The sequence below is a fragment of the Streptomyces sp. YS415 genome (assembly GCF_023544665.1).
Classification (GTDB): domain Bacteria; phylum Actinomycetota; class Actinomycetes; order Streptomycetales; family Streptomycetaceae; genus Streptomyces.
Genome location: NZ_JAMJFL010000003.1, coordinates 276,923 through 288,604 on the forward strand (window position 1 = coordinate 276,923; position 11,682 = coordinate 288,604).

The 11,682-nt window shown below is 72.4% G+C and carries 10 protein-coding genes; 6 read left to right on the plus strand and 4 right to left on the minus strand.

Annotated elements, in window-relative coordinates:
* Window positions 1-19 precede the first annotated feature (19 nt).
* On the plus strand, window positions 20-1,285 hold the full coding sequence (locus tag M8H82_RS05950) for an MFS transporter (protein WP_250071367.1): 1,266 nt from the start codon (window positions 20-22) through the stop codon (window positions 1,283-1,285).
* On the opposite strand, the gene glgX is transcribed toward M8H82_RS05950, so the two are convergent.
* On the minus strand, window positions 1,282-3,402 hold the full coding sequence (gene glgX, locus M8H82_RS05955; RefSeq protein ID WP_250071368.1) for a glycogen debranching protein GlgX: 2,121 nt from the start codon (window positions 3,400-3,402) through the stop codon (window positions 1,282-1,284). The two genes, M8H82_RS05950 and glgX, sit on opposite strands and share 4 nt — an antisense overlap.
* A gap of 181 nt (window positions 3,403-3,583) precedes the next feature.
* On the opposite strand from glgX, the gene M8H82_RS05960 reads away from it, so the two are divergent.
* From M8H82_RS05960 to M8H82_RS05975, 4 genes are all read left to right on the plus strand, one after another.
* Complete coding sequence (locus tag M8H82_RS05960; RefSeq protein ID WP_250071369.1) at window positions 3,584-4,405, plus strand: Tat pathway signal sequence domain protein; 822 nt, start codon at window positions 3,584-3,586, stop codon at window positions 4,403-4,405.
* Between the two features lie 49 nt (window positions 4,406-4,454).
* Complete coding sequence (locus tag M8H82_RS05965) at window positions 4,455-5,777, plus strand: copper amine oxidase (protein WP_250071370.1); 1,323 nt, start codon at window positions 4,455-4,457, stop codon at window positions 5,775-5,777.
* Window positions 5,778-5,889: 112 nt separating this feature from the next.
* Window positions 5,890-7,128: an SAV2148 family HEPN domain-containing protein gene (locus M8H82_RS05970; protein WP_250071371.1), complete on the plus strand. Its 1,239-nt coding sequence runs from the start codon at window positions 5,890-5,892 to the stop codon at window positions 7,126-7,128.
* Between the two features lie 133 nt (window positions 7,129-7,261).
* Window positions 7,262-7,984, plus strand: coding sequence for a 3'-5' exonuclease (locus M8H82_RS05975; protein ID WP_250071372.1), 723 nt, complete (start codon window positions 7,262-7,264; stop codon window positions 7,982-7,984).
* Between the two features lie 10 nt (window positions 7,985-7,994).
* Here M8H82_RS05975 and M8H82_RS05980 read toward each other — a convergent pair whose 3' ends face one another.
* A complete protein-coding gene (locus M8H82_RS05980) occupies window positions 7,995-8,492 on the minus strand; it encodes a YbaK/EbsC family protein (RefSeq protein ID WP_250071373.1) in 498 nt (165 codons plus the stop codon).
* A complete protein-coding gene (locus M8H82_RS05985) occupies window positions 8,462-9,421 on the minus strand; it encodes a DMT family transporter (protein ID WP_250071374.1) in 960 nt (319 codons plus the stop codon). Before M8H82_RS05985 ends, M8H82_RS05980 begins: the two co-directional genes overlap by 31 nt.
* A 93-nt stretch (window positions 9,422-9,514) precedes the next feature.
* Between M8H82_RS05985 and M8H82_RS05990 the strand changes: the two genes are divergently transcribed.
* A complete protein-coding gene (locus M8H82_RS05990) occupies window positions 9,515-10,414 on the plus strand; it encodes a LysR family transcriptional regulator (protein WP_250071375.1) in 900 nt (299 codons plus the stop codon).
* Between the two features lie 334 nt (window positions 10,415-10,748).
* On the opposite strand, the gene M8H82_RS05995 is transcribed toward M8H82_RS05990, so the two are convergent.
* Window positions 10,749-11,612, minus strand: coding sequence for a phosphotransferase enzyme family protein (locus tag M8H82_RS05995; RefSeq protein ID WP_250071377.1), 864 nt, complete (start codon window positions 11,610-11,612; stop codon window positions 10,749-10,751).
* Between the last annotated feature and the right edge of the window lie 70 nt (window positions 11,613-11,682).

Sequence of the window (11,682 nt, forward strand, 5' to 3'; positions counted from 1 at the left end):
GCGTGGCTGGCGTCGAGCGATGGGATCTTCGGGGCGGGGCCGGGCGCTGGACACATACCGTGAGGTGATCGGCCTGACCGGGCCGCTGCTGCCGGGGGTGTCGTTCCTCGGCAGACTGCCCACGGCCACCATCCAGTTCGGCAGTGTTCTCCTGGTCGCCCGCACGAGCGGCTCCCTGGCCGCCGCCGGTCTGACCGGCGGGGCGCCGGCCGTCGGGCAGGTGCTGTGCGGACCGCTCGTGGGCCGGCTCGCGGACCGGCACGGGCAGCGCACGGTCGTGCTCGCCTTCTCGGTCGCCAACGCCCTCGCGATCACCGCCCTGGTGGGCGGGGCGCTCGCCGGGCTCGCCACGCCCTGGCTCGCGCTGCTCGGCGCCTGCGCGGGCGCGAGCGTGCCGCTGGTCGGCCCCCTGGCCTGCGCCCGCCTGGTCGCCCTGGCCCGGCGGCACAAGGCCCCCGAGCCGGTGGTCGGCGCCGCGTTCTCCTTCGAGAGCACCCTGGACGAGGTCTCCTTCGTGCTGGGCCCCGCCCTGGTGGGCCTGGCCGCGGTCCTGGCCCACCCCGCCCACGCCCTGCTCGCCGCGGCGCTCCTGGTGGCCCTGTGCGGCGGCGCCTTCGCCCTCCATCCGACGGCCGCGGTGACCCGTTCGGCCGCCGTGCGCCGCACCGGGGCACCCGGGCGCATGCCCCGCACCGTCCACTCGCTGCGCGCCGCGCTCGCCCTCCAGGGGGCCATGTTCGGCGCCTGCCAGGCGGGCGTCACCGCGCTCACCGAGCGGCTCGGGCGGCCGGAACAGGCCGGACTGGTGTACGCCGCCATGGGGGTCATGAGCGCCGTCGCGGGGCTCGCCATGGCCGCCGTACCCGCGCGCGTGGGGCTTCCGGCGCGGCGGCGGGCGGCGACCGCGGCGGCGTTCGCGCTGTCGCTGCCGCTGCTGTGGACGGACAGCCTGGCGGGCCTGTACGCCGTGGTCACCGTGCTCGGTGTGGCCTACGCGCCGCATCTGATCACGGTGTTCGGGCTCACCGAGCGGGTGGTGCCGCCGGCCCGGCCGGCCGAGGCGATGGCCGTCGCGACCAGCGCCCTGGTGGCCGGCCAGGCCCTGGCGGTCGCCGTGACCGGCCGCCTCGCCGAGACGTACGGCCCCGCCGCGGCCTTCGGGGCGGCGAGCCTGGCCGCCGCCCTCGCCTGCGCCCTCGCGCTGACCGCGCGGACGGGGTCGTACGCCGCACGGGAAACGCCCGGCCACGCGGGCGTGGCCGGGCGTCCGCGGACCCGTTCCTAGACGGGCCGCTGGAGCACCACCAGGCTGCGGTCCACCAGGGTCAGCCGGTCCCCGTCGTGCACCTTGGGCCCGGTGCCGGGCGGAACGCCGTCCACGCGCGCGGTGTCCACGACCACCTGCCACTGGCGGCCGTGGTCGACCGGTACGACGAAGTCGAGGGTCTTCGGCGACGCGTTGAACATCAGCAGGAACGAGTCGTCGCTGATGCGCTCCCCGCGCGGCCCCGGCTCGGAGATCGCGTTGCCGTTGAGGAAGACCGTCAGCGCCGACGCCTGCGTCGAGTTCCAGTCCCGCTGGGTCATCTCCTTGCCCTGCGGGGTGAACCAGGCGATGTCGGACAGGTCGTCGTGCGTGCCCTCCACCGGCCGCCCGTGGAAGAAGCGGCGCCGGCGCAGGACCGGATGGTCCCGGCGCAGCCACACCATCGCGCGGGTGAAGTCCAGCAGCTTGTTGCCGACCTCGTCGTCGGGGTCCGGCCACTGCAGCCAGGCCAGCTCGCTGTCCTGGCAGTAGGCGTTGTTGTTGCCCCGCTGGGTGCGCGCGAACTCGTCACCGTGACTGATCATCGGCACGCCCTGGGAGAGCATCAGCGTGGCGAGGAAGTTGCGGATCTGGCGGGCCCGCAGCTCCAGCACGGCCGGATCGTCGGTCTCGCCCTCCGCGCCGCAGTTCCACGACCGGTTGTGGCTCTCCCCGTCGCGGTTGTCCTCGCCGTTGGCCTCGTTGTGCTTCTCGTTGTACGAGACGAGGTCGTGCAGGGTGAAGCCGTCGTGGCAGGTGACGAAGTTGATGGAGGCCAGCGGCCGCCGCCCGTCGTCCTGGTAGAGGTCGGAGGAGCCGGTCAGCCGGGAGGCGAACTCCGCGAGCGTGCGCGGCTCGCCCCGCCACAGGTCCCGTACGGTGTCGCGGTACTTGCCGTTCCACTCCGTCCACAGAGGCGGGAAGTTGCCCACCTGGTAGCCGCCCTCGCCGACGTCCCAGGGCTCGGCGATCAGCTTCACCTGGGAGACCACCGGGTCCTGCTGCACCAGGTCGAAGAACGACGACAGCCGGTCCACCTCGTGGAACTGCCGGGCCAGGGTGGCGGCCAGGTCGAAGCGGAAGCCGTCGACGTGCATCTCGGTGACCCAGTACCGCAGCGAGTCCATGATCATCTGAAGGACGTGCGGAGACCGCATGAGCAGGGAGTTCCCGGTGCCCGTGGTGTCCATGTAGTACCGGGGGTCGTCGGTGAGCCGGTAGTAGGAGGGGTTGTCCAGGCCCCGGAAGGACAGGGTCGGGCCGAGGTGGTTGCCCTCGGCGGTGTGGTTGTAGACGACGTCCAGGATGACCTCGATGCCGGCCTCGTGCAGCGCCTTCACCGCCGACTTGAACTCCAGGACCTGCTGGCCGCGGTCGCCCCAGGACGCGTAGGCGTTGTGCGGGGCGAAGAAGCCGATGGTGTTGTAGCCCCAGTAGTTGTTCAGGCCCATGTCGACCAGCCGGTGGTCGTTCACGAACTGGTGTACGGGCATCAGTTCCAGCGCGGTGACGCCCAGTTCGGTGAGGTGTTCGATCAGTGCGGGGTGCGCCAGGCCCGCGTAGGTGCCGCGCAGCTCCTCCGGGAGCCCGGGGTGCCGCATGGTGAGGCCCTTGACATGGGCCTCGTAGATCACGGTGTGGTGGTACTCGGTGCGCGGGCGGCGGTCGTCGCCCCAGTCGAAGTAGGGGTTGACCACGACCGACGACATGGTGTGCGGCGCCGAGTCGAGGTCGTTGCGCTCGTCGGGCGCGTCGAAGTGGTAGCCGTACACCTCCTCGCCCCAGCGGATCGAGCCGCTCACCGCCTTCGCGTACGGGTCGAGGAGCAGCTTCGCCGAGTTGCAGCGCATGCCGTGCTCGGGGGCGTACGGCCCGTGCACCCGGAAGCCGTACCGCTGTCCCGGCATGATGCCCGGCACGTACGCGTGCCGGACGAACGCGTCGCTCTCCCGCAGTTCCACCGCCGTCTCCGAGCCGTCGTCATGCAGCAGACACAGCTCTACTCTGTCCGCGGCCTCCGTGAAGACCGCGAAGTTGGTGCCGGCGCCGTCATACGTGGCACCGAGTGGATATGCCTCTCCAGGCCAGACCTGCATGTACACGACTCTTTCAGGTGAAGTGCCCCGTCGGGGCGCCTTGGCTTCGAGTCTCCCCGAAAGTGAGGGAACCACCCCCGACTTATGTCCCTCTTACCGATCGACCAGGCATACCCGGTATGCCGAACCAGTGGGGCAGATCACATACTCCCGGGGATTCAGGGGGAGTAGGGGGAAAGACGTGCGCAAGACAGTGCACCGCCATCTGGGCAAGGTGGTGGCCGGCGCGGGGATAGCGCTGGCCGGGACCGCGGCCATGATCGCGGTCACCCTGCCGGGCACGGCGGGAGCCGACGACACCGGCGACCGGAACACGGGGACCGGGCAGAGCGCCCCGGGACAGGCGCAGGGAGCGGGCCAGGACCAGGCCGTCGAGCCCGGCGTCGTCCAGGAGGCGCCGGCCGAGGGCGAGCGCGGGACCGGACGCGACCCGCTCACCGAGGACGAGCTGGCCCGGGTCGAGCGGATCGCCCTGAACCGGCAGCTGCTGCGGTCCAGTGAGGACGTCGACGGGGACCGCGGCCCGCAGACCCTCGGCATCGACCTCGCCGAGCCGGAGACCGACGAGCTCGACGACCCGTCCGCGCCCCGGCGCGCCGACGTGACGTTCTACGACTACAAGGACGACACGCTGGTCATCAAGACGGTCAACCTCGACACCGGCGAGGTCGAGCACACCGGCACCGAGCAGGGCGTCCAGCCGCCGCTCGGCCGCTCGGAGAACACCGAGGCCATGAAGATCCTGCTGGCCAGCCCGCTGAGCGCGGGTCTGAAGGCGGACTACAAGGACGCCACCGGCAAGGAACTGACCTCCCCGGACCAGCTGGAGGTCGACAGCATGGTCTTCCGGGCCGCTCCGGGCGCCCAGCCCGCCGCACTCGACCGGTGCGGCGAACACCGCTGCGCCCGGCTCTTCCCGAAGGCCCTCAACGGCCCGTGGATCGACATGCGGCACCTGGTGATCGACCTGAGCGCCCGCACGGTCGCCGAACTCGACCGCTGACCACTTCACCCTTCCGCTTTCGCTCCTTATGCAAGGGAGTCCATTCTTCATGCGCGTCAACAGAGTGAGCCGTGCCCGCACGCGAACGGCCCTGGCCGCCTTCGCCGTGGCCGGACTGACGGCGGGCGCGGCCGCGGGCGCCGGACCGGCCACCGCCCAGCCCGCGGCGGCGCCCGCCGCCGCCCCCGACTGCAGCGCGGCCTACCGCATCGAGCAGAAGCTCTCCAACGGCACGACCTGGCGCATGTGCTGGCGCCACGAGGCCATGGCCGGGATGATCCTGGAGGACATCACCTACCAGCCGCCCGGCGAGAGCAAGCCGATCAAGGTCCTCAACAGCTCCAAGCTCGCCCAGATCCACGTGCCCTACGACGACGGGTCGGAGGAGTACGACGACATCACGAGCTACTACTTCGGCGACGGCCTGGAGAACCTGGCCGCGGGCGAGTGCCCGGGCGGCACCATCCGCACCGTCAAGGTCCGGGCGCCCGAGTCCACCGAGACCCGCAACGTCAAGGGCCTGTGCACCACGACACGCGCCCGCGGGCACGCGTACCGGATGCTGAACCAGCCGATCAGCGGCGGCCAGAAGCTCTACCAGAAGCAGGGCAAGGACCTGCTCGTCTACGCCGTCAACAAGGTCAGCTGGTACGAGTACATCACCGAGTGGCGCTTCTCGGACGACGGCACCATCCACCTGAACGTCGGCGCCACCGGCAGCCTCGCGCCGCAGGACTACGACGCCGGGGACGGCCAGGGCTGGCCGATAGGCAAGGGCCCGAAGGCCCGGCCCCTCAGCCACAGCCACAACGTCTTCTGGCGGCTCAACTTCGGCCTGGACGGCTCCTCCAAGGGCCGGGTCGAGCAGTACGACTCGAAGGTCACCCCGCAGGCGCCGGGCGACCGCGCGCCCACCAACAAGACCACCCGCACGAAGATCACCAAGGAGACCGCGGGCGACGCCAAGAACATGCGCTGGTGGCGCGTGGTCAGCGCGACCGGCAAGAACAAGGACGGCCACCCGCGTTCCTACGAGCTCGTCGCCGGCCCCAACGCCAAGTACAGCGGCCGCGGGTTCACCAAGCACGACGTGTACTTCACGCAGTACGACAAGTGCGAGCAGTACGCCAGCAACAACAAGGGCAACTGCCCCACCGGGCACCCCAAGTCGGTGGACAAGTGGGTCGACGGACAGACCCTGACCAACCCCATCATGTGGGTGAACGTCGGCTTCCACCACATAGCCCGGGACGAGGACCAGCAGCCCATGCCGGTCCACTGGCAGGGCTTCTCGCTCGCGCCGCGTGACGTCACCGCTATGAATCCGCTCACTCCGGCCGAGCTCGCCGGGGCGAACGGGCGCCTCGACTGAGGCAGTTGGGAAACGACCCTGTCCATCCGGCTGCACCGCCGACCGGTCCCGGAGTACCCTTCCTTGATCGTTGACACGGGGAGTGCTCGGGGGAGCGGAAGGCGGTGCGCGGGTGGGCTCGGGAGGGCGGGAGCTGCCCCCTGGTGACGAGGGTCACGAGGGGACCTCCACAGACGTCCCGCCCGGCACGGTGTCCCTGGCGCGCCCCATGGACGCCGGCGCCATCGGACCGGAGCTGGACTGGGACGCCGACGCCTGGCACGAGGTACGCACCCGCGCGCAGCGGGCCGGCCGGGCCTACATCTGGCTCAACCTCGTCGAACAGCGGCTGCGCGCGGTGGTGGCCGCCGTCCTGCGCCCCATCTACGAACCCGTCCACGGCGACGACTGGGTGGTGGCCGCGGCCGGCCCCGCCGGGCAGGAGTGGGTGCAGCGCGCGGTCGCCGTACGCGAAGTCAGCCGCCGCAAGGGCTACTTGCTCGACCCGGCCGACGACAACGTCCTCAGCTTCCTGACGCTGCCGCAGCTGCGCGAGCTGATGGTGCAGCACTGGCCGTGCTTCGCGCCCTACGTCGACGAGCGCCGGGACGTCGAACTCGCCCTGGACGAGCTGGAGGTGACCCGGAACGTCGTCTCCCGCAACCGGGCGCTGTCCGAGGCGGTGCTGGGCCAGGCCGAGCGTGCCTCGGCGCGGCTGCTGGAGGTGCTCGGCGCGGGCGGCGACGTACCGTCCGCGCGCCGGCTGCCGGTCGACGCGGTCGAGGAGCTGGTCGGCGACCGGTACGGCGATGTGGTGGCCGTGCACTCCGACCGGGTGCGGCTGCTGCGGCAGTTCCCGGCCGAGGACATCTTCGGCGAGGCCCGCCGGCTCGACGCCATCGGCATCGGCCTGAACCTGCTGGTGCAGAACTTCTCCGGCCGCCGCCTGGTGCGGCTGGCCGAGTCGGGCTGCCGGGTGCGGCTGCTGTTCCTGAACCCGGCCTCCAGCGCGGTCAAGCGACGCGAGCGGGAACTGGGCCTCAAGCGCGGGGAACTGAGCCGCTCGGTCGAGATGAACATCCTGCACATGCGCCGGGTCCGCGCCCGGCTGCGCGACCCCGGGGCCTTCGAGATCCAGGTCTACGACGAGACACCGCGCTTCACGGCGTACCTGGTCGACGGCGACGGCTCGGACGGCATCGCGGTCCTGCAGTCCTACCTGCGCCGGGCGCGGGGCATGGAGGCGCCGGTGCTGGTGCTGCGCGGCGGGAACCGGTTGGTCAAACCGGGCGCCCGGGACGACAGCGGGCTCTTTCCGACGTACCGCGAGGAGTTCGAGGTGGCCTGGGCGGATTCGCGGCCGGTGTCCTGAGTCGCGTGGGCGTTTCGGGCTGTCTGTCCGAAGTGCCCGAAGGGGTAAGCGGAACGCGCTCCTCTGATTGTCAGTGGCTCATGGGAGGGTGGAGACCACTGGGGGAGAGCACCACCGAGGAGGGGGACCGCCCATGGGCTGGCACCGTGAGCTGCTGATCGGATTCGACCTGGAGACGACCGGGACGGACCCGGGACAGGCGCGTATCGTCACCGGCGCCGTGATCGAGCTCAGGGGCGGACAGCAGCTCGGGCGCCGGGAGTGGCTGGCGGACCCGGGCGTGGTGATCCCGGCGGACGCGGTGGCGGTGCACGGCATCAGCAACGAACGCGCGGCCGGCGAGGGCCGGCCCGCCGACCAAGTGGCCGACGCCATCGCGGACGTGCTGACGGGCTACTGGAAGACGGGCGTGCCGGTCGTGGCGTACAACGCCGCGTTCGACCTGAGCCTGCTCTCCGCCGAACTGCGGCGGTACGGCCTGCCGTCGCTGCGGGAGCGCCTCGGCGGGACGGACCCCGCACCCGTCGTCGACCCGTACACCATCGACCGCTGGGTCGACCGCTACCGCCGCGGCAAGCGCAATCTGGAGGCGGTCTGCGCGGAGTACGGCGTCCGGCTGGAGTCCGCCCACGACGCCTTCGCGGACGCCCTGGCCGCGGCCCGGCTCGCCTGCGCGATAGCCGACCGCCACCCCAAGATCGCGTCCCTCGCTCCGGCGGAGCTGCATCGCCGCCAGATCGCCTGGTACGCCGAGTGGGCGGCGGACTTCCAGAGCTTCCTGCGCCGCAAGGGCGACGAGCAGGCGGTGGTGGACGGCACCTGGCCGCTGCGGGAGCCGGCGGACGAGACCGTGTGAGCCCCGCCGGTCACTCGGGGGCGGGTCCCGCGATCCGCTCGATCCGCGGCTCGGCCAGCCGGGCGTAGTCGGCGCCCGACATCAGCAGCGACCGGTCCAGCCGGGCCGCGTTGAAGTACAGCTTCGGCTGCGCCACCAGCTCCGGGTCGGCGACGACCTCGAGCCCGGGGTCGAAGCTGAAGGGAAGGACCGTGCCCGGCACCGAGCGTGCCAGCCGCTCGGCCGTCTCCGGATCGCTGAAGCCGACGTAGCGCGCCGCGTACAGCGCGCGGACGGCGTCCAGGTCGACGCGGCGGTCCCCGGGGACCACCGCGAGGACGTGCCGGGTGGTGCGGCGGTCGACCTTGACCCGCAGCACGAGGCACTTCGCCGCCTGGGACGCCGGGTGGCCGCGCAGCGCGCAGACGGCCTCGGTGGCGCCCTCGGGCGCGTGGTCGAGGAGCTGGTAGCCGACGCCGGAGGCGTCCAGCAGGGAGATCAGGCGGTGGTAAGTGGTGTCTTCGGACATGCGGGGTCCTGTTCGGTGGGAGGAGCGGGGCCATCGGGCGGGAGGGGCGGGGTGCGGTGGGCGCGTTCCACAGCCTGGCCCCAGTAGGTGCCGGTGAGCATCAGGGCGGCGCCCAGACCGGTCAGCGCGGTCAGGTGCTCGCCGCCCAGGGCGATGCCCACCGCCACCGCCCACAGCGGCTCGGTGCCCAGCAGCAGGCTGGCCCGGCTCGCGGACGTCCGCTGCACGGCCCAGGTCTGCGCCAGGAACGCGAACACGCTGCAGAACAGGGCCAGATAGACCAGCTGGGTCCAGGTCGCCGCGTCGGCGCGGGCCAGCGTCGGCAGCCCCGACCCGGCGAGCGTCGGCACGAACAGCACCGTGCCGACCAGGGTCTGCACCGTCGTCAGATGCAGCGGACGGATCGCCCGCCCGACGGTCAGCCGTCCGACCAGCACGACATGGCCGGCCCGGATCACCGCGGCGCCGAGCATCAGCAGGTCGCCGAGGCGGGGCGCGTGGAAGCCGTTGCCGGACATCAGCAGGGCCACGGCGAGGACGCACACGCCGGTGGCGGCGTAGAAGGCGGCCGGCATGCCGCCGGAGCGCCCGGCACGGTCGAGGAGGGGGGTGAGCACGATGGTCAGGCTGATGATGAGCCCGGCGTTGGCGGCGGTGGTGTGGGCGACGCCGTACGTCTCCACGATGAGCACCGCGGCCTGCGTCAGACCGAGCGGCACCCCGGCGCGCAGCTCGTCGCGGGTCCACCGGCGGGCGCCGGGCTTGAGGAGGACGACGCCGAGACAGGCGAGCGCGGACAGGGCGTAGCGGGCGAACAGCACCAGCAGGACGGGCAGGGCGGCGGTGGCCGTCTGGGCGGAGAGATAGCTGGATCCCCAGACGATCGCGACAAGGAGGAGTACCGCATCGGTACGGCGGACGTCGGACACGCCCCCACGGTGCCCCGGATCGTCTCTGAAGCCCAGGTCCAGTTTCTAAAAGGATCTTTTAGGGCTGCTTCATCGGGTTCCTACACTGTGGGAATGGACGAACGGCAGCTGCGGATCCTGCGGGAGCTCGGCGAACTGGGCAGTGTGACCGCGGTCGCCGAGGCGCTGCTGGTGACGCCGTCGGCGATCTCCCAGCAGCTCAGGCTGCTCCAGCGGGCGATCCCGGTCCCGCTCACCGAGCGGCAGGGCAGACGGCTGGTGCTGACCGACGCCGGGCAGGCGCTGGCGGGCGCGGCCGTGGAGGTGGAGACGGCGCTGGCGCGGGCCCGGGGCAGTGTCGAGGAGTTCGTCGGGCGGCCGGACGGGGAGGTGTCGGTGGCGGCGTTCCACAGCGCGGGCGGCTCGTTCTTCCCGCTCCTGCTGCGCGCCCTCGCCGGTCCCGGCAAGCCGCGGGTGAGGCTCGCCGACGAGGACGTACCGCAGGACGACTTCCCCCGGCTCACCAGGGAGTACGACATCGTCCTCGCCCACCGCCTGGACCATGCGCCGCCCTGGCCGGACACGGTCACCGTGACCACGCTGCTGCGCGAGCCGCTGGACGTGGCCATGCCCAAGGAGCATCCGCTGGCCGCGAAGCGCCGGGTCACCCCGCGCGATGTGGCCGACGAGCCGTGGATCACCGTGCACGACGGCTTCCCGGTGATGGCCACCATCGACGCCATCGCGGCGGCGGCCGGCCGACGGCTCCGGCTCGCCCACCGCATCAACGAGTTCGCGGTCGTGGCGGAGGCGGTGGCCGCCGGAGGAGGCATCGCGCTGATGCCCCGCTGGACGATGCGCCCCCATCCGGCACTGACGCTGAGACCTCTTAGCGGCGTCCAGGCGAGGCGCACCATCGACGCCCTCTACCGCCCGGAGCGGACGGCACGAAATGCGGTCCGCACGGTACTGCGGGAACTGCGCGCAGCGGCCCGCTCGATCCAAGCCGCCTAGGGGCACGGGGAACCGCGCGATCGGCCGCAGGAAGCGCACAGCCGCCGGGAGCGGTCGGCCTGTGTGGCGGTGTGCAGGGTGCTGCAGGAACGGCGGCACAGCGGCTGGTGCGAGCCAAGTGCCCCCAGGGGCGCGGGGAACGGCGCGACCAGCCACGGGAAGCGCATAGCCGCCGGAAGTGGTCGGCCCGTGTGGCGGTGCGCAGGGTGCTGCAGGAACTGCGCACAGCGGCCGGCGCGAGCCAGGCGCCCCAGGGGCGCAGGCAACCGCGCGATCCGCCACGGAAGGCCCGCAGCCGCTCGACAACCGACAAGTGCCCCTCGTCAGGAGGCGCTCAGAACGGATACCACCGCACCGTCGCATCCCCGTCCCGCAGCGAGGCCACCCGCCGCCGGAACTCCTCCCGCGCCTTGGGGTTGCTCGGCGCGTGCTGAGCCACCCACGCGCAACTGGCCGTCTCCCGGGCCCCCCGCAGCACCGCGCACCCCTCCCACTCCCGCACGTCCCAGCCGTACCCGGCGACGAACGACTCGTAGGCCGCCGCGGGCAGCCCGTACCGGTCGCGGGACAGGGCCATCACGACCAGATCGTGCTCGCGGAAGTCGCAGGAGAAGGTCTCCAGGTCGACCAGCACAGGCCCGTCCGTGCCCACGTGGACGTTGCGCGGCAGCGCGTCGCCGTGGATCGGGCCCACCGGCAGACGCGGCGTCAGCCGGGCCGCCGCCTCGGCGAAACCGTCCCGCCGCTCCCGCAGGTACGCCGCGTCAGCCGGGTCGATCGCGTCGCCCGCGAGCCGCAGCCAGCGTTCGACGCCGCCCAGCAGATCCCGTGCCGGAAGCCCGAAGGAGGGCGCGGGAAGGGCGTGGACGACCCGTAGGAGTTCGGCCAAATCGTGGGGCTCCGCGGGGCGGACCGGTTCGGGCAGCCGGTGCCACACCGTCACCGGGTGTCCCTCGACCAGCAGCGGCTCGGGCCCGGCCGCCCGGACCGCCGGGACGCCCGCCCCGGCCAGCCACCGCGCGATGTCCAGTTCGCGCCGCGCCCGGTCCAGCAGCCCTGCGTCGCGGCCCACCTTGACGACCAGGTCACCGGCGGCGAACACGGCGTTCTCGCCCAGGGCGAGGAGAGCCGCGTCCCGCGCCGGAGCGGGCAGCACGCCCGCCGCGGCCAGGACCTCCCGGGCCCGCATCTCGTCCATCGTCCGCCTCCATGTCGCCCTCGGTGAATGGTCATCCGTCGGCCAGTCTCGCATTCGCACAGGTCGGGCC

Bases quoted from the DNA above. Each gene is read 5' to 3' on its own strand.
- M8H82_RS05975 (WP_250071372.1), top strand. From the start codon at position 7,262: ATGGGCTGGCACCGTGAGCTGCTGATCGGATTCGACCTGGAGACGACC.
- M8H82_RS05995 (WP_250071377.1), bottom strand. From the start codon at position 11,612: ATGGACGAGATGCGGGCCCGGGAGGTCCTGGCCGCGGCGGGCGTGCTG.
- M8H82_RS05990 (WP_250071375.1), top strand. From the start codon at position 9,515: ATGGACGAACGGCAGCTGCGGATCCTGCGGGAGCTCGGCGAACTGGGC.
- M8H82_RS05980 (WP_250071373.1), bottom strand. From the start codon at position 8,492: ATGTCCGAAGACACCACTTACCACCGCCTGATCTCCCTGCTGGACGCC.
- M8H82_RS05965 (WP_250071370.1), top strand. From the start codon at position 4,455: ATGCGCGTCAACAGAGTGAGCCGTGCCCGCACGCGAACGGCCCTGGCC.
- glgX (WP_250071368.1), bottom strand. From the start codon at position 3,402: ATGCAGGTCTGGCCTGGAGAGGCATATCCACTCGGTGCCACGTATGAC.
- M8H82_RS05950 (WP_250071367.1), top strand. From the start codon at position 20: ATGGGATCTTCGGGGCGGGGCCGGGCGCTGGACACATACCGTGAGGTG.